Origin of the sequence: Clostridium sp. OM05-6BH (genome assembly GCF_003481635.1) — a bacterium.
Lineage (GTDB): Bacteria > Bacillota > Clostridia > Lachnospirales > Lachnospiraceae > Butyribacter.
In genome coordinates, this window is sequence record NZ_QULH01000017.1 from 22,116 (window position 1) to 44,990 (window position 22,875).

The window sequence follows — 22,875 nt, forward strand, 5'->3', positions numbered from 1 at the left end:
ACGTCAAAAGATTACTCGATGATTGTTGCAACAGCACCTGATCCTACTGTACGTCCACCCTCACGGATAGCGAAGTTAAGACCCTGCTCCATAGCGATTGGATGAATCAACTCGATTGTCATCTCTACGTTATCACCAGGCATGCACATCTCTGTTCCCTCTGGAAGGTTACATACACCAGTTACGTCTGTTGTTCTGAAGTAGAACTGTGGACGATAGTTGTTGAAGAATGGAGTATGACGTCCACCCTCGTCCTTAGTAAGAACATAAACCTGAGCTGTGAATTTTGTATGGCAAGTAACAGTTCCAGGAGCTGTTAATACCTGTCCACGCTCAACATCCTCTCTCTTGATACCACGAAGAAGAGCACCGATGTTATCACCAGCCTGAGCCTCATCAAGAAGCTTACGGAACATCTCGATACCTGTTACAGTAGTCTTAGTTGTCTCTTCCTTAATACCAACGATTTCAACTTCCTCATTTACATGAAGAACACCACGCTCTACACGACCAGTTGCTACAGTACCACGACCGGTAATTGTGAAGATGTCCTCGATAGGCATCAAGAATGGCTGATCTACTGCACGCTGTGGATCTGGAATGAAGCTGTCAACAGCATCCATAAGTTCCATGATCTTGTCTCCCCACTCGCCGTTAGGATCTTCAAGAGCCTTCAAAGCAGAACCCTTAATGATTGGGCAGCCTTCGAAACCATACTCTTCAAGGTTCTCAGTTACTTCCATCTCTACAAGCTCGATAAGCTCTTCATCATCAACCATATCGCACTTATTCAAGAATACTACGATATAAGGAACGTTTACCTGACGAGACAAAAGGATATGCTCCTTTGTCTGAGCCATAACACCATCAGTTGCAGCTACTACAAGGATAGCACCATCCATCTGAGCAGCACCAGTGATCATGTTCTTTACATAGTCAGCATGGCCTGGGCAGTCAACGTGTGCGTAATGTCTCTTCTCTGTCTGATACTCTACGTGAGCAGTAGAAATTGTGATACCACGCTCTCTCTCTTCCGGAGCCTTATCAATATCCTCAAAGTTCTCAGCCTCGTTACCAGCAACTCTAGCAGCAAGAACCTTTGTGATTGCTGCAGTAAGTGTTGTTTTACCATGATCTACGTGACCGATGGTACCAATGTTACAATGGGGTTTGGTTCTCTCAAACTTTTCTTTAGCCATTTCTAAAAATCCTCCTTTAATTCCTCGACGCCCTATGCGTCATACGGTTTGCGCAAAATCACGCTATGGGCACTATTATAGGGTATAACGCTTGTTTTTTCAAGTATTTTCTGCAATAATGCCCTGTGATTTCTATATTTCTATGAATTTCCATTCATATGATAACTTTTCCCATCAGAATGTGTGCACATCTCTGATTTCTCGACATTTTACAACGTCAACGGCAAATTATTCACTTGCCTTATTTGCAAGAACTTTTTCCTGTACGTTCTTAGGACACTGCTGGTACTTCTCGAAGAACATGGAGTAGTTACCACGACCCTGTGTACTGGAACGAAGCTCTGTAGAATAACCGAACATCTCAGCCAATGGTACGAATGCTCTAACAATCTTACCACCACCGATGTCGTCCATTCCCTCGATCTGTCCACGCTTAGCATTCAAGCTTCCAATAACATCGCCCATGTACTCCTCAGGCATTGTTACTTCAACCTTCATGATAGGCTCTAACAGAACCGGATTACCCTTCTTCATAGCATCCTTGAACGCCATAGAACCAGCGATGTGGAATGCCATCTCAGAAGAATCGACCTCATGGTAAGAACCATCCCATACATTTGCATGTACACCGAGTACAGGGAATCCACCAAGGATACCAGCCTGAGCTGCTTCCTCGATACCTTCGCCGATTGCTGGGATGTATTCCTTAGGAATAGCACCACCGACAACAGTAGACTCGAACTTGAATGTTTCCTCACCATTTGGATCCATAGGCTCAAACTTAACTTTACAGTGACCATACTGACCACGACCACCGGACTGCTTAGCATACTTGCTGTCAATGTCAACTGCAGTCGTGAATGTCTCTTTGTAAGCTACCTGTGGAGCACCTACATTAGCCTCTACATTAAACTCACGAAGCAGACGATCTACGATAACTTCCAAGTGAAGCTCGCCCATACCAGCGATGATTGTCTGACCTGTTTCCTGATCTGTATGTGCACGGAATGTAGGATCCTCTTCTGCCAATTTAGCAAGTGCCTCACCCATCTTACCCTGATCATTCTTTGTCTTAGGCTCGATAGCAAGCTCGATAACCGGCTCAGGGAATTCCATGGACTCTAAGATTACCGGATGCTGCTCATCACAGATAGTATCACCTGTTGTAGTGAGCTTAAATCCTACTGCTGCTGCGATATCTCCAGAGTAAACTTTGTCGATCTCGCTGCGGCTGTTAGCATGCATCTGTACGATACGACCAACACGCTCTTTCTTCTGCTTTGTAGCATTCAATACATAAGAACCGGAGTTCAATGTACCGGAATATACACGGAAGAATGCAAGCTTACCAACGAATGGGTCAGTCATGATCTTGAATGCAAGTGCTGCAAATGGTTCATCATCAGAAGACTTACGAACAACTTCGTTACCCTCTTCATCTGTACCAGTGATATCAGGGATATCTGTTGGTGCCGGCATATACTCAACAACACCATCGAGCAGCTTCTGAACACCCTTATTCTTGTATGCAGAACCGCAATATACAGGAACTGCCTCACAAGCGATCGTGCCCTTACGAAGTGCTTTTTTCATTTCATCGATAGATGGCTCTTCACCCTCAAGATATTTCTCTAATAAGTCGTCATCCAACTCACAGATCTTTTCTACGAGGTTGCTATGCCATTCATCAGCAAGGTCTTTCAAATCATCCGGGATCTCTGTGATCTCGATGTCCTCGCCCTTGTCATCCTTATAGTAATATGCATCCATCTCGAACAAGTCAATCAATCCGATGAAGTCATCTTCCTTACCGATCGGAATCTGAACAGGGATTGCATTCTTGCCCAAACGATCAATGATTGTCTGCACAGACATGAAGAAGTCTGCACCCATCTTGTCCATTTTGTTGATAAATGCCATACGTGGTACATTGTATGTGTCAGCCTGACGCCATACGTTCTCAGACTGAGGCTCAACGCCTGCTTTCGCATCAAATACACCAACTGCACCATCAAGTACACGTAAGGAACGCTCTACCTCTACAGTAAAGTCCACGTGACCCGGTGTATCAATGATGTTGATACGATGCTCTAATGCACCAGGTTTCTTCTTATGATGATCCTCAAGTGTCCAGTGACATGTTGTAGCAGCAGAGGTGATTGTGATACCTCTTTCTTTCTCCTGCTCCATCCAGTCCATTGTGGACGCACCGTCATGAGTTTCACCAATCTTGTAGTTTACACCGGTATAGAATAAGATACGCTCTGTAAGCGTTGTCTTACCAGCATCGATATGAGCCATGATACCAATGTTTCTTGTTCTATCAAGTGGATATTCTCTTCCAGCCAAGACTATTACCTCCTATATTAGTACACAAAAATGATACCAGATCCGCCAAGCAGCGATCTTATTACCATCTGTAATGAGCAAATGCCTTGTTTGCTTCTGCCATCTTGTGCATATCTTCTTTTCTCTTTACTGCTGCACCAGTATTGTTTGCAGCATCAAGAATTTCGTTTGCAAGTCTCTCCTTCATGGTCTTCTCGCCTCTCTTACGTGAGAAGAATGTCAACCAGCGAAGAGCTAACGCCTGTCTTCTGTCAGGGCGAACCTCGATAGGTACCTGATAGGTAGCTCCACCGATACGTCTAGCCTTAACCTCCAACTGTGGCATAATGTTGTTCATTGCCTCTTCGAACACTTCGATAGCGTCTTTACCAGACTTCTCTGCTACCTGCTCGAATGCGCCATAAACGATTTTCTGAGCAACACCCTTCTTACCATCCAACATGATGTTGTTGATAAGCTTTGTCACAACCTTGTTGTTGTAAACAGGATCTGCTAATACATCTCTTTTCTGTATATGTCCTTTACGTGGCACGTTACTTCCCTCCTTAACATGATTTAGCGAATACTAACAGCCGACACTGCTTCAAACGTATTCTCTAATATTAATTCATCGGTACTCACAATTGTTTAGTGTCCGCACCAGGTTAATCAGTGAAAATTAATCCGGCACTTCCCCAAATTAGTGAATTATTTCTTAGGCTTCTTAGCACCGTATTTAGAACGGGCCTGCTTTCTGTTGGCAACACCTGCTGTATCCAATGTACCACGAACGATATGATATCTGGTACCTGGCAAATCCTTTACTCTACCACCACGGATAAGCACAACGCTATGCTCCTGAAGGTTATGTCCCTCACCTGGAATGTAGCTTGTTACCTCAATACCGTTTGAAAGACGAACTCTGGCTGTTTTACGAAGAGCTGAGTTAGGCTTCTTAGGTGTAGCAGTACGAACAGCGGTACAAACACCTCTCTTCTGAGGGGAGCTCTGTGCTACCGTCTTCTTGTTCAGAGAGTTGTAAGTGTACTGAAGTGCTGGGGAGTTAGACTTCTTGGTAGAAACCTTTCTTCCTTTTCTTACTAACTGGTTAAATGTTGGCATTAATTTCACCTCCTGCGTGTTTTATTCAATATTTCCAAATTGTGGTACTTTTATTCATCGCCTCTTCCGTATCACTATTAGAATAGACAACGGGCTATCGCCTGCACGCCAAAAAAGGGCGCAAAAAAGCACACTCAATTAGTATAACGACGTCACCAAAACTTGTCAATACCCTTTGCATTATTTTTTCTTGTTATTTTGCGATGATCTGTTTTTTAGATGGATCCATTGAAGCTTGCCCTCTTGCAGTAGAAAATAGTTGCGCATTCCCTTAGCCGGAAACAAGCCATCTGCCTGTTTCGACAGCTTGCAGTCCCATTTCTCCACACCGTTCTTTCGGTAGATCTTACATCCTTCTGTCGTAACCATATATATTTCTTTGTCTGCCATCGTAACATTTGTAAAGTCTGTGGTAACCTGACGTTCAAATACTTTACCGCCCGACGTGTTAAACAGATACATCCGTCCACTGCCTTTCTTGCTGCCGGCGGCAATCACTCCGATATAACGGTCATCATAAAAAGCACTCAGTATCTCTCGGTTCCAATCTTTTTTGAATGCTTGTTTTGGCTTCTTCATATTCTTCCAAAGGCTGAAACCTTTTTCGCTGAAAAGCGCAGCATGATCTTCATCCAAATATTTCACCTCTGCGACAATGCGGTCCTTATACTCCTGCGCACCAACCAGGCAGTTCGTATTTTTGCCCACGTTTGTAAAATCGTAAAATGCCACCTGACTCTTAACTGCGCCACTGGTCACACAGATGCTTGCACAGATCACGCCCGTACCGTCCGGCGACAGATCGATCGAAACCGGGTAGCCTTCTTCTACGTTGGTCGGAATTTCCACGAGAAGCTTTTTATTGTCATCATACGGATTGTATACCTGGATCACATTAGATGACTGATCTTCTAACAATACAGCTACTACGCCCTGTTTGGAGACGCACGCCTGCAAGATCGGATAGTCTGTCGTCAGCTTCGTCCCGCTGTCACTTCCATTGTACACATATAAGTACTTCCCCTGTATATCTGCTACAACTGCATATTCCTCGCAAATATCTAATGCAGGATTCTCCATATCATAACTTCCATTCCACATTTCATTTCCATCACGATCTACTGCTGCCGCTCCGTCTCTGCTGTAGCGAAGCACCCCATTTTGATAGGCACTACATTTCATACCACTGCTTTTTTTTAGTGCGATCGTATTTTTCACTTCGTAACTGCTATATTGATGATTGACGTAAAAATAAATAACCGCTGCTAATATCACTGCCACCAATAGAATACAGGCGATACTCAAAAAAATCGTCCTTTTGATCTCTTGACGACGTTTCGTTACCACCTGAACATCTCTGGCTCTTCCTGCTAAAGTTTCCATTATAATTCCCCATATCTTCTATATATTATTGCTTTCAGATATAGTATAACTGATTTTTACGGTTCGGGCAATAAAATACACTGCCCAATATAGATCTCATCACTATTTTTAATCCGGTTGGTATTCTTGACCCGATCTAACAGGTCAAACGAATGATACTGCTGCCATACGATCTGACTAAGCGTATCACCCTTGCGGACTATATAGCTTTCCATCTGCGAACCACCTGTAACTGATGCTGCCACCGACCGCTCCGGCGCTGTTGTCGCTTTGGAGCCGGACCGAGCTGTCGCCTTCTGTCTTGCGGCGGTCTGTGTTTTTACTTCCTGTGCAGGAGTAGCAGTAGGTTTCACTGCGACAGTATGCTTCGATGTCTCTAAGGACTGCTGTGATGTTTCTCTGCTCTGCGGCTCCGCAGACTGCTTTGGCGCCTCGGTACTCTGTGTGCTCTGCAGCTCAGCCGTTTCCTTATCACGCAGTGCATCTGATACAACGAACTCGCGGTTATTCTGTTCCTGTGCCGTTACATATCCGGATAACGTCTGAATAGATTCTTCCATGGCCTGTATCTTGGAAAGACTTTTCACAAGAAGATTCGCTCCCATCAATACCATAAAAAACAAAATGACACCTGCGCTCCACGCAACCATCTGCATGCGTTCCTGTCTGGTCTTCTTTTGCCGGATCGTACTGCGGATCGCATCCGTGACCTCATCCTCATAGTCTGCTTCCCCACTGATCTCTTTCTGCTCCCGCAGCATATATTCCTGCATTTGTGGATTTTTTGCAAAATAAATATAATAACCGCTCAACTCTTCAAATGCTCCATCTTCATAAAAAAAGACTTTTTCTTCTTTTTCGGATAAGTCCGCCAAGAATAAGATCCTGCTCATTTCTCCAAATTGTTCTTCCTGAATATGACGAACCTGCTTGTCCACTTTACTGTTCCACATACCAACGCCAAGACCCCAGCCAAGCACTTTTGCACCGGCGAAATATTTATGTATGTCCTCGTATAACTTGTCCCACTGTGCATCCCCAAGGGCTCCTGTCTCGGGATCAAGTTCCACCTCTATGCAGCCATATAAAAACAAGCCGTCTTTTGCCTCCTTGATACCCTCTCTTCCCAAAAATACAATAATGGACTCTTCCTGTTTTTCTAAAAAGATCTTGCGGATATCTGTCAGCACATAATCTTCAATATAAATTCTTCTTGCCCCGCCGGTCTCCCCAATCTGCTTTATATTTTCCGGATAGGTTTCATATTCATACACGTTTTTTTCTCTGTTTTTGCTGCCCTGCTCCATATCACACCACAACCTTTCATTCACCTGTTCTCTATTACCGAAAAGCATTGTAACACGCTCTCCCGTGCACACTTTGTCGAAACAGAGGTGCAAACGCCCCTTTCTGACAACATCTTTCGACGAACAGATATGAACCGACAGCCCCTTTCTGACAACATCCTTCGACGAACAGGTATGAACCAACAGCCTCTTGGAGATACTGACAGCAGTTATGTGACGTTATGTGACGCCATGAAGCACCACACCGCAACAACCGCGCAGATCGTGCAGCACATTCACAGCATCACGTTTCCGCCTCACATGCTAATCCTACAGGAAGGTTACTATGATTATGATGACATCTTCGAAGCAGCAGCTTCAATATTTCAATCCGATAACTCCTCTCTCTATGTCCAATTTTACGGACAGCTTGACGGAACGACTGCAGCAGATCCACACCGCCTCACGTCCTATCATCTTAGTCTGCATTGGTTCCGATCGCGCCACCGGCGATTCCCTTGGCCCATTTGTGGGACACGAGTTGCTGCATCCGTTCCCCACTGACAGAAGACAATCTTTTGCAGACAAGCGCAATAGCAAAACCCGTTTTTCATGCAAAAAAGGACAGTACACTCGTACTGTCCCGAAATCTTCACGCTCTCTTTGGAACTTGCTGACGACATACTCTGCATTTCCAAAAAAGTATTATGTCTATGGTTCTCTGCATTCCCCGGTCCATGCTGTCAACTTAAAAGCAACCTTACAAGACATTTATCGTTCGTTTGATGATCCATATATCATCGCTATTGATGCTGCCCTTGGCGCTAAAGAACACATAGGCACGGTCACTCTAGGCGATGGTGCTCTCTTTCCCGGTATCGGTGTCAGCAAACAGCTCCCCGCTGTCGGCGACATCCATATCACAGGGATTGTAAATACCATCAACTGCCAAAACCGTAACTTAATCTTACAGACAACACATTTGTCAACAGTTGTCTCACTTGCCACCTTCATCAGCAAAGGGATCCGGCAAGCCTTGCTGCAACAGGATCTCACATGTCCGTGCGACCCTCTAGTGCACGATACAAAGTGACCTCATCAATATATTCCAAATCTCCACCTGCAGGCACACCACTGGCGATACGGCTGACTTTGATGCCTAGCGGCTTGACCAATTTGCTGATATACGTTGCCGTGGTATCACCCTCGAGATTCTTATTGGTAGCAACGATCACTTCATCAACATCTTTTTGCAAACGCACCATCAACTCGGATAAACGAATATCATCCGGGCCAACTCCTGCCATCGGAGAAATTGCTCCATGAAGTACATGATACACGCCGTCAAATTTGCCGGTCTTTTCGTATGCTGCCAAGTCTCTCGTATTTTCCACAACCATGATCTGCCGATGATTTCTTTTCGGATTTGCACAGATCGGGCAGATCTCGCCATCTGTATATGTACAGCATTCTTTGCAGTAATGCACATTTTTCTTTGCCGACATCATAGCCCCCGACAGCCCTGCCACCTGTTCTTCCGTCATGTTCAATATATGAAATGCTAGTCTTTGTGCAGATTTTGCGCCGATTCCCGGCAAGTGGGATAATTGTTCCACCAGATTCGTGATCTGAGAACTATACACATCCATAGGAAACCTCCATTCCCCACAGTCCATAGGCATGGGACTGTCCAATACAAAATCTGTCCTTAGAACAACCCACCAAGACCACCGGTCAACTGCTGCATCATCGCTGCATTTTCATCTTCTACTTTGCGCAATGCCTCATTGGTAGCTGCCACGATCAAATCTTCTAACATTTCAATGTCATCCGGATCCACTACTTCTTCATCCAATTTTACAGACAAAATTTCCTTTTTGCCGGAAACTTTTACGGTAACAGCTCCACCGCCTGCCGTTGCTTCCCACTCTTTTTCGCCCATCTCTTTGGACTTTTCTTCCATCTGGCGCTGCATACGCTGTGCCTGTTTCATCAAATTGTTCATATTACCAGGCATTCCACCCGGAAATCCACCTCTTTTTGCCATAATAATTCTCCATTCCTTTCTACTTGCTGGCGCATCGCCACAAATACTATATTTTCACTGCGAAATTTTTCGCATTCATCCATTTCATTAGATCCTACTACTGAATCTCGATTCCGTCAAACTGAATCAGCTCCATCACGTCCGGATACATAGCGTCCGTCTGCGCATCCACCGTGCGGGTCAAGATCACAACCTCTTTTTGGATCAAAGAACCAATGATCCGTTTTAACTGCTCCAGAGCATCTCCCTCTTTCTGCGTAAAATATTCCTCATTCAGCGGATCTGTGAACTGAAGTACCAGCCGATCATCATCCGGCACCGGTCTGCACTGGTCAAGCATATTGCGCATGACCGGATCACACATAGCACTGACGTCTCTCCATCTGCCAAGCACCGCTTTAACATCTTCTCCAATTGCCTTTGGCATGATCTTTGGTGTCGAAGCAGTCTTCTCATCCGCCGCCTGTACCGTTTCCGGGACACTTTGCGTCTGCTGCGGTGCTGCAACAATACCTTTTTCCAGCTGCGCCTCAATATTTGCAATACGATCTTTTAAAGTCGTAATATCCTGCTCGGTATCCATCTGTGGCTTACACAATTTGATCATCGCAACCTCTGTCAGAACACGTTTTTGCGATGCGAAACGCAAATTGCCGGACAGATCCGATAATATACGTATATAACGGATCAATGTTTCCGTATCCGCAAGCGTCGCCTCTTCTTTCATCTGCGCTAAACGCTCTGTCGAAACATCCAACATGTCCTCTCCTTGATCGGATGCAGAAAGCATCATCAACCCACGAAGATACCACACATATTCGTTGACAAACTGTGTAAGATCACGCCCATCGATCAAAATTTCACTAACGATCTCCACGCATCCAACGGCGTCCCCTGCTATCATCTGCCGAAACAAACGGCTGTACACCTCTGTATCTACCGCTCCAAGCACTTCCAGTGCTTTATCGTAAGTCAACGTCTCACCTAAGTTAAAGGCGATGCATTGATCCAATAAGCTAAGCGCATCACGCATAGAACCATCCGCAGCTTTAGCAATATAACGCAATGCCTTATCTTCTGCCGGGATCTGTTCACGCTGCATAAGATCTTGCAATCTTGCTGCTATCGTATCAATCGAAATTCGCTTAAACTTGTATTGCTGACAGCGCGATGTGATCGTAATCGGTATTTTGTGTGCCTCTGTCGTTGCCAAAATAAACACAACGTATTCCGGAGGCTCCTCTAATGTTTTTAGCAGCGCATTAAATGCTCCCGCTGACAACATATGCACCTCGTCGATGATATAGACCTTAAATCTGCCTTCTGACGGAGAATATTGCACTTCATCGATAATGTCTCGAATATTGCCCACACCGTTATTGGAGGCAGCATCAATCTCGATGACATTCATGGAAGTCTGCGCCGCTATTTTACGACACATCTCGCACTCTCCGCAAGGACTGCCATCTATCGGATGCTCACAATTGACTGCCTTTGCCAAAATCTTTGCCACTGTTGTCTTACCGGTACCTCTGGTGCCACAAAACAGATAAGCATGCCCGATGCGATCCGCCCGAACCTGATTTCTGAGGGCTGTCACAATATGATCCTGCCCCTTTACCTCGTCAAACTCCCCCGGACGAAACTTTCGATATAACGCTGTATACGACATTTCCTCAACCATGCCTTTCTATCTGTAATCAATATCCCTTATGTTAAGGACAACGCATTAGCACAGGCCTTTGCGTCACAATCTCTGTCCATTTTTTTACAGGCTGTCTCCAAAACAGATACCCATGTCTTTAATTTCTTGGATCAGCGGATCCTTTGGATCTACCATTTTAAGCTTACCGGCTACTTCCTCCAGCGGAACAGGAACTGTTTTGCCATCGCGCATACCGACCATATATCCATACTTCTCATCAAGGATCAATCTGGCTGCCGCAGCGCCCAGTCTCGTTGACAACACGCGGTCATAAGGGCACGGTTCACCACCGCGCTGCATATGTCCCGGTACCGTAATACGTACTTCCTGTCCGGTTCTCTCCTCGATCTCATGTCCGATCTGATAAGATACCGAAGGATACGTAGAATTCTTCCGTTTCGCCTTAAACTCTTTCTTGGACAATTCGGCCTCTTCTTTTGAAATACATCCTTCCGCTACCGCCAAGATTGAAAATCGCTTGCCCTCTTTGGTTCTCTTCTCTAAGGCCTTTACGATGGAATCTATATCATATGGGATCTCAGGAAGCAAAATAATATCAGCGCCACCTGCAATACCTGCATGCAATGTAAGCCATCCAACTTTGTGGCCCATAACTTCGACGATAAACACTCTTCCATGAGATGCTGCTGTCGTATGAATACAATCGATCGCATTTGTCGCAATATTCACTGCGCTTTGGAATCCAAAAGTGATGTCCGTTCCCCAGATATCATTGTCAATCGTCTTTGGCAGAGTAACTACATTGCACCCCTCTTCATGCAAAAGGTTTGCTGTTTTGTGTGTGCCATTACCACCCAAGATAACAAGACAATCCAGTTTCCACTTCTTATAATTGGACTTCATCGCCTCCACTTTGTCCAGGCCATTTTCATCCGGAGTGCGCATTTTCTTAAATGGCTGACGCGATGTGCCAATGATCGTGCCACCCTCCGTCAAAATACCGGAGAAATCTTTTGGTTCCATCTTGCGATAGTTGCCATAGATCAGACCCTTGTAGCCTTCCAAAATACCATAGATCTCTACATCCGGGCAGTTTTCATATAATGTCTTGGCAACGCCCCTCATTGTTGCGTTCAAGCTCTGGCAATCTCCACCACTTGTCAAAAATCCAATTCTTTTCATGGTTTTGCTCCTTTCCTATTTCATGTACGCCCGTAATCTTCAAACGAAGAATTTCGAGCATACATTTTATTTTAATTTCCAAATATCTTCATTGTACTGCGCAATCGTGCGGTCAGAAGAGAAAAATCCCGCTTTTGAAATATTCACGATCATTTTCTGTGCCCAAGCATCACGATCCTCGTAATCCTTAAGCGCCTGCTCTTTGACCTTAATATAATCTTTGAGATCAAGCAATGTCATAAACCAATCTTTGGTCACGATCTCCATATACAAACGGATCAAACTCTTCTTATTACCAATCGCAAACATCTCCTTGCTAATAATAAAGTCGACAAGTTTTGCAATTTCAGGATCTGCGTCATAGATCTTTTCTGCACTGTAAGCTGCCTTGTCATACAACGCAATGACATCTTCACTGGATTCACCAAAAATATAAATATTGTCATCGCCAACAAACTGATGGATCTCTACATTGGCGCCATCTTCCGTACCAAGCGTGATCGCACCATTCAGCATGAATTTCATGTTACCGGTTCCCGATGCTTCCTTAGAAGCGAGTGAGATCTGCTCTGAAATATCTGCTGCCGGAATAACCTTCTCCGCATAAGTGACGTTATAATTCTCTAACATGACAACTTTCAGATACGGACTCACTTCCGGATCCTTACTGATCAACTCTGACAGGCAGAGGATCAAGTGAATAATATCCTTTGCGATCGTATAGGCAGGCGCCGCTTTGGCACCGAAGATCATAGTGATCGGCGTCTTTGGCTTATTCCCCGCCTTAATGTCCATATATTTGTAAATAATATACAATGCATTCATCTGCTGTCTCTTATATTCATGCAGACGTTTGACCTGAACATCAAAGATGGAATGATCGTCGATCGTGATTCCCTCTTTATCCTGCAAATATTGCTTAAATTCTGTCTTCTTGGTCTGTTTCACATTCAAAAGAGCCTTGACAAATGCCGGATCACCTGCAAATTTCTGCAGGTTTTCCAATTCAGAAGCATCCTTTTTATAACCCTCACCGATCATATCCGTGATCAAAGATGTCAGTTCATGGTTACAATGCAGCAGCCAGCGGCGGAATGTGATACCGTTTGTCTTGTTATTGAACTTATTTGGATAAATATCCTTAAACGGCTTCAACTCACTCTTCTCTAAGATTTCCGTATGCAGTGCTGCAACACCATTTACACTAAATCCATAGTGAATATCGATATGTGCCATGTGCACGCGCTGATCCTTATCAATGATCGCAACGCGTTCATCCCCATATTTTTCTTTGGCCTTAACATCCAGCATCTTGATAACCGGAATCAACTGCGGCACTACTTTCTCCAAATACCAAATCGGCCAAGTTTCCAGTGCCTCTGCCAATATCGTGTGGTTTGTGTATGCACACATCTTAGATACAATGTCGATTGCTTCGTCAATATTAATATCACGAAGTAACAGCAGACGGATCAACTCCGGAATAACCATCGTTGGGTGCGTGTCGTTAATCTGGACGACTGCATAATCAGCCAGATCATGAATGTTACTGCCCTTAGCCACCGCCTCATCAATGATCAGCTGCGCTGCATTGCTGACCATAAAGTATTGCTGATAGATACGAAGCAGTTGTCCCTGATAGTCACTGTCATCCGGATACAAAAACAATGTAAGATTACGGCGGATATCCTCTTTATCGAAGTTAATTCCATCTCCTTCAACAATACTTTCATCCACAGTATCAAGATCAAATAATTTGAGTGTATTACACTGGTTATCATATCCTGTTACATCAATTTCATACATGACCGACTGCACTGTCTGCCCACCGAAAATAACCGGATAACTCACATTAGTACGTCGCAAGACACTCGGATCCGTAATCCACGGATTTGGCGTCTCTTTCTGCAAATTGTTTTCGAATTTCTGCTGAAAAAGTCCCAAATGATAATTCAAGCCGACACCATCTCCCGGAAGACCAAGTGTTGCGATCGAATCCAAAAAACATGCCGCCAAACGGCCTAATCCACCATTACCAAGAGATGGCTCATTCTCTATTTCCTCAATCTGTGCCAAACTCTTACCATGCTCTTTCAACGCATTGGCTACCTGATCGTAAATTCCTAAATTGATCAAATTGTTTGAGAGCAGCTTACCGATCAAAAACTCCGCTGAAATGTAATAAAGTTTCTTCTTGCCCTGAATCTGACCCTTCTGCTTTGCGATATCTTTCGTTAACTGCAATAGTCCTGCATAAATTTCTGCATCACTTTCTCTGGCTGCGATGCTTTGGATCTCATTCTCGTACATAATGTCCTCCATCCGTATTAAATTAACCATTTTCGCAATGTCCCACCCATCGGCAAAACACTCCGATGATATTTTACCACATTTTTTTTGAAAAGAATAGAAAAAAAGAGCAAAACATTTTGCTCTTTTTTCATCAAATAATATACCAGCGTTAACGTGGGAACATCAAGAAAAACAGGACTTTACGCAATTTACCGGCACTGTTTCGAATAGCCTGTACGTATTCTCTCGTCTGTTTCCAGAACTTCTGCTGTTCCTCCGGCGATATATCATCGGGACTATAACCGCTGCGCCAGATCGTCTCGATATACCATTGCCGCTGCTCTTGCGAAACTGCTCCCTGTAAATTGGTTTCTAAAAGCTTCTGCAGCCCCTGTTCACCAGAACCTTTTGGTACGGCATTTCCGGCAAGCCACAATGCATCCATCAGATAAGAGATACTGCGTCCAACCGCAATTTTTCCCTTCTTCCTGCTCGCTGTCACGATCCTATGTTTTCGATTTTCCTGCCGCAGTCTAAAACACAACACGACAAAAATCACAAGCAAAACAAGCAAAATCAATACTATCTGCGGTACTGTCAAATGAACGGACCGCTTCTGTCCATTGTGATGATCCTTGGCGTTCTTTTTGCCCGACACATCCGCCTTTTGCTTTGGTGTTGGAACAGGTGTCGGTTCCAGCGTCTCAAGCGGCTCTTCATCCGGTTCCTGTGTGATAGCTGCCGCTGTCTCCGTTGGCTCCGGTGTGGCACTCTGCGCTTCTGCCGGTGCTGTCGCCTCTGCCGATTGGTCATCTCCTCCATTTCCTGCCGTAGACGGCGTCATATCCCACGGCATCCATCCAAAGTGTTCGCCATATGTCTCCGTCCAGGCATGTGCATCAGAATCAATCACCGTCGCTGTGTACTTTCCGTCTTTCCCTTTATGAAAACTCTTCTTAGAAAGCCGATAACCGGATACATATCTTGCAGGCACACCCAGATCACGAAGTAATATCGTTGCCGCTGTCGCATAATGCTCGCAGTAACCTTTCTTTTGTCCAAACAAAAAATATTCCGCATAGTCCTGTCCTGCCGGTACGCTGTCAAGCTTCAGGCTATAGGAAGTATTTTCTGCCAAAACCTCTGCAACACCATTTACCGCCCACAAAAGATCTCCTTCTTGGTCCGCTGAATAATAACCCTTAAAATATTTTTGGACAAGCTTTTTATATTTTTCTAACTCCGGTGCATTGTAGGATCCATAATGTCTCGAAGCATACTCCGTATACTTCTTTTCTATAGACTGTTCGATACTGCTGTACTCTAACGTATCATCCGAATCGTAATCGTCTTCGTACAAACTCGGATCATCAATTGAGGAAATATATGATTTCTGCTCCGTTTGTGACATTAGATAATAATCTGTCGTATAGGATTTCTTAGCCCGCTTGATCTCTCCATCTCCGATCAGTTTCACGACCGTGTCCGACGAGTTGCTGTCCGCCGTCCTCAAATTTGCAAAATACGGCAAAAACGCCTTGCCGCCAATGGGTGACATTCCATGATATTCCACTGTGATCTCGCCATTCTGTATCGCACTTTGCAGACTTTTGGAATAGGAAGCCTCCACTGCCAGAACTCCATAGTTCTGCCCCCAAAGGTATGTTTGCACATCTTCAAACTGTTCCTTAAACTCTTTGTCGTCTCCCGCAGACCATACACCATTATGATACGTCTCACCGGTAAAACCGCGAAAATACAGATCACTATCCGGTTCAAAGTCCAAGGTGACCGTCATAATCTTTTTGCCGGTGTAATGCGGTGCAGTATTGCTCATGATACCCTCGCCGCCAATGCCACCTTTGCTACGCACAAACTGTGCCGCCTGCTGGATCTTTTCGATCAACTGCTTCTCCAACTTCATCTCTTTACGCTGAAAAACAGCCGAATGCTTCAAAACCGGTTTCTCAATCTTATGTGTTACGACACCACCGACACACATACTTACCGCCAGCAAAATACAGGCAGCAACTAACGCAGGCACGATGTTGTGCGGCATCATTTTGCGCCAATGTATTCGAACCATTTTGGTACGCGTTTTCGTACGCTTGCTCTGTTTCCGTATATACTCATATTGTCTGCGCAGCATATTCCAGACACGATCCCGCAAATTTTCTTGAATACTGATAATATATCCTGACTTTCTGCGAAACATTTTACACAACAACAAAATTACCATGCCGGCAATTAACTGTATGATCGTATTTTTGCCCGGTGCCCTGCCACAGCACAAGCAGCCGGAGATTGCCAGATAAACCGGCGTATACGCTAATATCTCCCAAGAAAGCTGCAGCATCATAAATGCCGCCAGATAACCGATCAAGATGCATCCAAAAATAAGTGCCATGTCTGCATGTCCATTCACTTTACGCAAGCTTTCTGCGATCAGCCCACTGCCTGTATAAGCAGAATATCTTTGATTGACCCTGTCTGCAAAATACATCGCACTGTTCATAAGCGCACGGTATTTTACCCAGACAAACAAAGCCAATACGCATAATATTGCAATATGACCGATCACCGCTGCTTTACGGCGATCTATCATAGAAACCACAGTAATTAACACGGCTGCGATTCCAAAAAACAGCACAGCTCTCTCTCTGTGAATCGACGCATCAAACGTCTGACTCAACATGCAAACCGTTCCGTTCATGATCAAAAACAACCCTGTAACAGCAAGCAGTCTAAGCAGCAACTGCGAGAGAAAACTTCTTTTACTCATCTCGTTTCCTCCCCTCTTGTTCCAAGGCAAATTCTGCAATCTCTTCGCCATCCAATGTCTGACACACTGTATCCGACAAGATCCACTCTGCCGATTGTGATTGTCCATATCTATCCTGATAGGCAATTCGCATTTGATCAATATCTCTGCTGCCAACCAGCATATCTACACGCAGCAGCGCAATACAATCATTCAGATCACCTTCATCTTTTATTTTGCATCTTCCTACCGCATCCTCTAGGCAATACACCAAAATGTGTGCACAGCCTTTTTGCAGCAGCTTAATGGATAGTGAAAACAAAAATGTGATATAAGCAAGAAGCTGTTCTGCATCTTTTACCGGTGCCAAATAAATAACCGGCATAATATTCTGCTCAGAAATAAATTCGTACACCATAATCTCATCCCGCTTCGCCGATAGTTTCCAATGTATATTGTGCATACGATCTCCCGGACGGTATTCTCGAATCTCTGATACTTCCGGTGGATTCTTTTCCATTGATGTACTGTCGTCTCCCTCTTGCTCCAAATGCTGTGTATGATATTTAACTCCCGCCGATATTCCTATTTCATGATAAACCGGCAAGACTGCCAGCACTTCACTTTGATCCAGATTGCGACGCGACACACCGATACTCGTAAATCCAAAGTAATCATAATGTCTCACAGATACCAACCGAAAATAAACACCTCCCGGATATGAAGGCGTCCACTCTCCGCGAATTCGTATCGGCTGTGCCGATCTGCGCTGCAGACCTCCCGGAAGCATGCAGTCTATAATGATCTCCCCTGTCGTATCGTTCAGCACGTGATATGCCTCTACGACAATACGAATACGACCAGATGGCAAAAAGCAGCGATTCTGTGCCAAAACTGCTAATGTCATTTGCTCGCCGGAGGCAACTGTTTCTGTGATTTTGTCAAAAGAAAACCGAAGTTTACGAAAAAAAAGTAAATGAAAACCTAACAAAAGCAGCAAAAAGCATACGATCCATACTGCACAATAGAGCATCCCCGTACTATGATAGATCAGTGCCACATACACTACGACCCCTGCCGTAATGAGTCCCGTAATAAAATTTTTCATCCGTACCCCCCTGCATTTCTTAACGTCTTGCAGCAGTCGGCTTTTTCACGTTCTGCATTACTTCGATCAAAATAGATTCTGCTGATCTCTTTGCCGCCTTTGCTTTAGCGCTTCGCACGAGCCTATGTGCCGCAACATCCAAAAAGATTTCATCGATATCCCCCGGGATCACATAATCTCTGCCATGTAAAAATGCGACTGCTTTGGAAATACGCATCAGTGCAACGCTGCCACGTGGGCTGACTCCCAGCTCGATCAATGGATTGGTTCGTGTTGTCTGGCAAAGTTCACACAAATAACGATAAATATCGTCTGCCATATAAATCTGTTCCACTAATTTTTTGCAATACAACAACTGCTCTGCATTGATTACCGGCTGTAACACTGACTTGTCATCTTGAATCTGACGTCCTTTGACAATTGCAATTTCATTTTCTAACGATGGATATCCAAGACTTGTACAAATCATAAAACGATCCAACTGGCTCTCCGGTAAAAGCTGTGTTCCAACACTTCCCGCCGGATTTTCTGTAGCAATGACCACAAACGGTTCCGGTACTTTTCGTGTTACACCATCTACTGTCACATTTCCTTCTTCCATAACTTCCAATAATGCTGACTGTGTCTTCGGTGAAGTTCGATTGATCTCATCCCCCAAAAACAAATTGCACATCACTGCTCCGGTCTGATATTCAAATGTTCCCGTCTGTTTCTGATACATCGAAAAACCTAATAGATCGGATGGCATGACATCCGGCGTGAACTGCAGTCGATTATTCTGCAGTGCCATTGTCTCTGAAAATGCCATCGCAAGCGTTGTCTTACCGACACCCGGTATATCTTCCAATAAAATATGTCCTCCAGCCAAGATCGCTGCCATTACTTTACGAACACACTCTTCTTTACCAATTACAATTTGATTTACCTGTGCCAAAACCTCTGCTACTTTCTGCTGACACAAGATCATGTCATCTCTCATTTTTTTCTCCCCTCTTTCATTACGTTATATGCCTCAAACTTTGCACATCAAAAGAAACGGAGAGGCGTAGTCCTACGACTACGCTTCTCCTACATATTCTCACCTGACACAGGCGCAACCCTTTCTGCTCTTCTGAAAAGTTACTACAAAACTCTTCCTCACATTAAATGCAGCCACCCCTGTGTCCAATCTTTTATAATTTGTAAAGCGGGCCATAAGCTGCGCATGCTCTATAATCCTGACCCTCTTTATCCATACCAAATGCATTCCATGCAGCTGGTCGGAAAATATCTTCCTCCGGCACATTGTGCATACATACCGGAATACGAAGAATGGAAGCCAATGTGATCAGATCCGCACCAATGTGTCCATAACTGATCGCACCGTGGTTTGCTCCCCAATTGTTCATAACATCATAAGCTGTCTTAAATGCACCCTGACCCGTTGTGCGTGGTGTAAACCAGGTACAAGGCCATGTATAATCTGTTCTCTTCCACAACTTGTCAGATACTTCATCCGGAAGATTTACGGTATAACCCTCACAGATCTGTAATACCGGACCCAAGCCTTTGACAATATTGAGACGGATCATAGTAGCAGGCATCTCCGCTCTCGTTAAATAACGGGAGGAGAAACCGCCTCCACGGAAATATCCGGAATCAGCACAGCACCATTCTGTTGCGTCCAGACATGCCTTCTGATCTTCTTCTGTCATCTCCCAGAAAGGTTTCATGACACCATTGCCATTCTCATCTTTCACTTCACCACAAGCATCCAGACACGCTGCACCGGAATTGATCAAATGCAGGAAACCACCTGCCTCTTTCGCAATACCCTCTAACTCATAGCCGGTTGTTCTCTTTACAGCTTCCGGACTCCAATAAGTACGAACATCTGCGAAAATCTGTGCTCTTCCGGTAAGCAGTTTCATGAAAAGCATACCAATACCGTTGAGTGTATCGTTCTCTGTTGCTAAAATGTACGGCTCACGCGCTCCATTCCAGTCAAAGGAGGAATTGAGCAGTGCCTCTGCATAATCACCATTCGGATAAAAGTCGGTCCACTGTCTCTGACCCTGAAAACCTGCTGCGATTGCATTATGTCCTACCATCTCTTCCTCTCTGCCTTTCGGAAGATTTGGATTACCGTTCATTAAATCCTTGATAATGCACATCATCTTAACAACAAATTCCCAATCGCGTTCCTTCTGCTCATCGCTTCGTTTCACGATCTCAGGATTCTTATCCCATCCCTCACGGCAATGAGACTTTGTCCAAGACATTGCTTTCTCAAACTCTGCTTCATCGTATATACCTTCTGTCATTCGACGAATGATCTCCACCTCATCAACAGACTCAACACGCATTCCTAAATACTCTTCCATAAAGGAGGAGTCTACGATAGATCCTGCAATACCCATACAGATCGATCCGATCTGCAGCCAAGATTTGCCTCGCATCGTTGCTGCCGCTACGGCTGCACGACCAAAACGAAGTAATTTTTCCTTAACGTCTTCCGGAATCTCCGTTGCATCCGCTTCCTGCACATCTTTGCCATAAATACCAAATGCCGGCAAACCTTTCTGTGCATGTGCTGCCAATACTGCTGCCAAATATACTGCTCCCGGACGCTCTGTACCATTAAAGCCCCATACACCCTTAATCGTATCTTTGTCCATGTCCATAGTCTCGGATCCATAGCACCAGCATGGTGTCACGGTCAATGTAATATCCACACCTGCTTTACGGAACTTATCTGCACAAGCCGCTGCTTCTGCTACACGTCCGATTGTCGTATCCGCAATGATAACTTTAACCGGTTCTCCATTGGAATAACGGATATTCTGACGGAACAGCTCTGCCGCACTCTTAGCCATATTCATCGTCTGTTCTTCCAAAGATTCACGAACCTTAAGCGGTCCTCTTCGTCCATCGATCGTCGGACGAATTCCAATCACCGGATAATCCCCAATTAGTCTGCTTTTTGCCATTTGCTACTACCTGCCTTCCTTGAATATATTCTCACACCCTGATACCTTTTTATTTTACTGCATTTTGGCAGAGAATACAATCATCAGAGACTACAAAATTTCACGGTTTTAACTTATCTATTTTATATAGTTGTTTTTCTTCATATAATGCTTTAGTTTCCAATAATCCGAGACTTTCGCATAATTATCTTCCTCAGGAAGCAACATAATCCTTGACTCTGATTTTTTTACACAACCAACTGTATGTATCGTTTCTTTCTCTCCTGAGATAGTGATTTCTGATGCCATTTTATCTGGAATAAATACTCCATCTTTTCCTATATCTTCCGCATATAGTGCCATCTCCGAATCTATCACATATACGCTCTCACCTTTCTGAAAACCACCAGCAATATTTTTTACCACTTTCAGCTCTACGAGATTACATGCTTGATACGTATTCTCCTGGCTATCTTTTTTGTATAATGTTTCTACTTTTTTAACAGTTGCGACGCACGCCTTCGTCTTCAAAAACGGTAATACACTTTTTGATTTCAATGGAGCAAAATCAATCACTCCTGGTTTTTGTATAGCTGCCTTCTGCGCTGATACTGTTGCTTCTCGATAAAACGTTTCCTTTGTTTGTGTTACAGAATCCACTTGCACCATTATAGGTGCTACCCACAATGCCAACAGAGCTACCAAAGCTACCAAACATACTACACACACAGTTCCTGCAATTTTTTTCCTCATAAGAATCCTCCTCATTTTCATATGGTAGTGTCAAAAAACTACCTAGATTTATTGTTCTAATGCATTTGGCAATAATTCTGCCTAATGCAAAGCAGTAGCCTCTTTTACCACGTTTCTTCATTCACAGTTTTCTCTTTATCTCATTACAGCATCATTCCTCCCCCTCTATTAACTATAACGAACAAACCACAATAAACCTGACATACTTTTTTAAAAAAATTTTAGTATACCTTTTTTTCACTGCTTGCCCCAACTTTTCCTGACTTGCCATCCTTCCATACAACAGCCGTTATATGACTTCGATAAGTTCCCTTTTGATTGTCTCTACTTATATGACTATTTAGAAGTCCAAAAGGTTCATTTCATCTTGCAATAAAAGAATTTCACTTACTGATACCGCCTACGCATCAGATATTTATGATCGCAGAGCTGAACCAGACTGCGCCAGTCTTTTGACGGATACGTATCATCCTGCCTGATCACCGCCTGAAAGCAGTGATCAAGCAGATCATAGCACTGCGCACCAAAGAAAACCTCATTGAGATAGTCACTGCCATCATGAAAAGATTCCGGGCATACTGTACGGTTTAAGTAACAGATTCCATTTCCTGGTGCAATATAGTCCATAAGCTGTTCTTTCACGTACCCTGGCACAGAAGAATACTGTGCGGAAGTGACTCGATACAGATAAATTCCATACTTCCACATACCATCCGGCACTAAACGAAATGCTCTGTCAAGTTGATCATATGTGATCTTCTTGGTGCCATATTTTCCACGTTCGAAATTATCCGCAATAT

At 44.2% G+C, this 22,875-nt stretch carries 18 protein-coding genes; 1 reads left to right on the top strand and 17 read right to left on the bottom strand.

The window, feature by feature from the left end:
• Window positions 1-11 precede the first annotated feature (11 nt).
• The 6 genes from tuf to DXB73_RS11855 form a co-directional block, all read right to left on the bottom strand.
• Entirely contained in the window at window positions 12-1,199 is a 1,188-nt protein-coding gene (gene tuf, locus DXB73_RS11830) for an elongation factor Tu (RefSeq protein ID WP_118691272.1), read from the bottom strand.
• Between the two features lie 228 nt (window positions 1,200-1,427).
• Window positions 1,428-3,548, bottom strand: coding sequence for an elongation factor G (fusA, locus tag DXB73_RS11835; RefSeq protein ID WP_118691273.1), 2,121 nt, complete (start codon window positions 3,546-3,548; stop codon window positions 1,428-1,430).
• Between the two features lie 61 nt (window positions 3,549-3,609).
• Window positions 3,610-4,080: a 30S ribosomal protein S7 gene (gene rpsG, locus DXB73_RS11840; RefSeq protein WP_022024292.1), complete on the bottom strand. Its 471-nt coding sequence runs from the start codon at window positions 4,078-4,080 to the stop codon at window positions 3,610-3,612.
• Window positions 4,081-4,235: 155 nt separating this feature from the next.
• Window positions 4,236-4,649, bottom strand: coding sequence for a 30S ribosomal protein S12 (rpsL, locus tag DXB73_RS11845; protein ID WP_022024293.1), 414 nt, complete (start codon window positions 4,647-4,649; stop codon window positions 4,236-4,238).
• A gap of 180 nt (window positions 4,650-4,829) precedes the next feature.
• Complete coding sequence (locus tag DXB73_RS11850) at window positions 4,830-6,032, bottom strand: DUF5711 family protein (RefSeq protein ID WP_118691274.1); 1,203 nt, start codon at window positions 6,030-6,032, stop codon at window positions 4,830-4,832.
• A gap of 56 nt (window positions 6,033-6,088) precedes the next feature.
• Window positions 6,089-7,387: a LysM peptidoglycan-binding domain-containing protein gene (locus DXB73_RS11855; RefSeq protein WP_118691275.1), complete on the bottom strand. Its 1,299-nt coding sequence runs from the start codon at window positions 7,385-7,387 to the stop codon at window positions 6,089-6,091.
• A gap of 277 nt (window positions 7,388-7,664) precedes the next feature.
• Between DXB73_RS11855 and yyaC the strand changes: the two genes are divergently transcribed.
• On the top strand, window positions 7,665-8,411 hold the full coding sequence (gene yyaC / locus DXB73_RS11860; RefSeq protein WP_118691276.1) for a spore protease YyaC: 747 nt from the start codon (window positions 7,665-7,667) through the stop codon (window positions 8,409-8,411).
• Here yyaC and recR read toward each other — a convergent pair.
• The 11 genes from recR to DXB73_RS14585 all read right to left on the bottom strand — a co-directional run.
• Entirely contained in the window at window positions 8,371-8,967 is a 597-nt protein-coding gene (gene recR, locus DXB73_RS11865) for a recombination mediator RecR (RefSeq protein WP_022025766.1), read from the bottom strand. The genes yyaC and recR overlap by 41 nt on opposite strands.
• A gap of 59 nt (window positions 8,968-9,026) precedes the next feature.
• Window positions 9,027-9,365: a YbaB/EbfC family nucleoid-associated protein gene (locus DXB73_RS11870; RefSeq protein ID WP_022025767.1), complete on the bottom strand. Its 339-nt coding sequence runs from the start codon at window positions 9,363-9,365 to the stop codon at window positions 9,027-9,029.
• A gap of 97 nt (window positions 9,366-9,462) precedes the next feature.
• Window positions 9,463-11,037, bottom strand: a complete 1,575-nt coding sequence (dnaX, locus tag DXB73_RS11875) for a DNA polymerase III subunit gamma/tau (protein ID WP_118691284.1) — start codon at window positions 11,035-11,037, stop codon at window positions 9,463-9,465.
• Between the two features lie 96 nt (window positions 11,038-11,133).
• Window positions 11,134-12,213, bottom strand: a complete 1,080-nt coding sequence (locus DXB73_RS11880; protein WP_118691277.1) for an ATP-dependent 6-phosphofructokinase — start codon at window positions 12,211-12,213, stop codon at window positions 11,134-11,136.
• 66 nt (window positions 12,214-12,279) lie between these two features.
• On the bottom strand, window positions 12,280-14,523 hold the full coding sequence (locus DXB73_RS11885) for a glycogen/starch/alpha-glucan phosphorylase (protein WP_243104107.1): 2,244 nt from the start codon (window positions 14,521-14,523) through the stop codon (window positions 12,280-12,282).
• A gap of 151 nt (window positions 14,524-14,674) precedes the next feature.
• A complete protein-coding gene (locus DXB73_RS11890) occupies window positions 14,675-17,287 on the bottom strand; it encodes a transglutaminase-like domain-containing protein (RefSeq protein ID WP_182448326.1) in 2,613 nt (870 codons plus the stop codon).
• Complete coding sequence (locus DXB73_RS11895; protein ID WP_118691280.1) at window positions 17,280-18,374, bottom strand: DUF58 domain-containing protein; 1,095 nt, start codon at window positions 18,372-18,374, stop codon at window positions 17,280-17,282. Before DXB73_RS11895 ends, DXB73_RS11890 begins: the two co-directional genes overlap by 8 nt.
• Before the next feature lie 19 nt (window positions 18,375-18,393).
• Window positions 18,394-19,353 carry a MoxR family ATPase gene (locus DXB73_RS11900; protein WP_243104105.1) on the bottom strand — a complete coding sequence of 320 codons (960 nt, stop codon included), beginning with the start codon at window positions 19,351-19,353 and terminating at the stop codon, window positions 18,394-18,396.
• 193 nt (window positions 19,354-19,546) lie between these two features.
• Window positions 19,547-21,343 carry an L-fucose isomerase gene (locus DXB73_RS11905; protein ID WP_118691281.1) on the bottom strand — a complete coding sequence of 599 codons (1,797 nt, stop codon included), beginning with the start codon at window positions 21,341-21,343 and terminating at the stop codon, window positions 19,547-19,549.
• A 117-nt stretch (window positions 21,344-21,460) separates the two neighbouring features.
• The gene (locus tag DXB73_RS11910) at window positions 21,461-22,075 is read right to left on the bottom strand and encodes a hypothetical protein (protein WP_022025778.1); all 615 of its coding nucleotides are present in this window, start codon (window positions 22,073-22,075) and stop codon (window positions 21,461-21,463) included.
• 387 nt (window positions 22,076-22,462) lie between these two features.
• The coding region (locus DXB73_RS14585) for a hypothetical protein (protein WP_182448512.1) at window positions 22,463-22,875 on the bottom strand (413 nt) is incomplete at its 5' end.

What these genes read in the sequence shown, in the direction of transcription:
- DXB73_RS11890 (WP_182448326.1), bottom strand. Translation starts at nt 17,287, where the DNA reads ATGAGTAAAAGAAGTTTTCTCTCGCAGTTGCTGCTTAGACTGCTTGCT.
- rpsL (WP_022024293.1), bottom strand. Translation starts at nt 4,649, where the DNA reads ATGCCAACATTTAACCAGTTAGTAAGAAAAGGAAGAAAGGTTTCTACC.
- DXB73_RS11895 (WP_118691280.1), bottom strand. Translation starts at nt 18,374, where the DNA reads ATGAAAAATTTTATTACGGGACTCATTACGGCAGGGGTCGTAGTGTAT.
- DXB73_RS11855 (WP_118691275.1), bottom strand. Translation starts at nt 7,387, where the DNA reads ATGCTTTTCGGTAATAGAGAACAGGTGAATGAAAGGTTGTGGTGTGAT.
- DXB73_RS11885 (WP_243104107.1), bottom strand. Translation starts at nt 14,523, where the DNA reads ATGTACGAGAATGAGATCCAAAGCATCGCAGCCAGAGAAAGTGATGCA.
- dnaX (WP_118691284.1), bottom strand. Translation starts at nt 11,037, where the DNA reads ATGTCGTATACAGCGTTATATCGAAAGTTTCGTCCGGGGGAGTTTGAC.
- DXB73_RS11870 (WP_022025767.1), bottom strand. Translation starts at nt 9,365, where the DNA reads ATGGCAAAAAGAGGTGGATTTCCGGGTGGAATGCCTGGTAATATGAAC.
- DXB73_RS11900 (WP_243104105.1), bottom strand. Translation starts at nt 19,353, where the DNA reads ATGAGAGATGACATGATCTTGTGTCAGCAGAAAGTAGCAGAGGTTTTG.
- DXB73_RS11905 (WP_118691281.1), bottom strand. Translation starts at nt 21,343, where the DNA reads ATGGCAAAAAGCAGACTAATTGGGGATTATCCGGTGATTGGAATTCGT.
- DXB73_RS11910 (WP_022025778.1), bottom strand. Translation starts at nt 22,075, where the DNA reads ATGAGGAAAAAAATTGCAGGAACTGTGTGTGTAGTATGTTTGGTAGCT.
- DXB73_RS11880 (WP_118691277.1), bottom strand. Translation starts at nt 12,213, where the DNA reads ATGAAAAGAATTGGATTTTTGACAAGTGGTGGAGATTGCCAGAGCTTG.
- DXB73_RS11850 (WP_118691274.1), bottom strand. Translation starts at nt 6,032, where the DNA reads ATGGAAACTTTAGCAGGAAGAGCCAGAGATGTTCAGGTGGTAACGAAA.
- tuf (WP_118691272.1), bottom strand. Translation starts at nt 1,199, where the DNA reads ATGGCTAAAGAAAAGTTTGAGAGAACCAAACCCCATTGTAACATTGGT.
- yyaC (WP_118691276.1), top strand. Translation starts at nt 7,665, where the DNA reads ATGATTATGATGACATCTTCGAAGCAGCAGCTTCAATATTTCAATCCG.
- recR (WP_022025766.1), bottom strand. Translation starts at nt 8,967, where the DNA reads ATGGATGTGTATAGTTCTCAGATCACGAATCTGGTGGAACAATTATCC.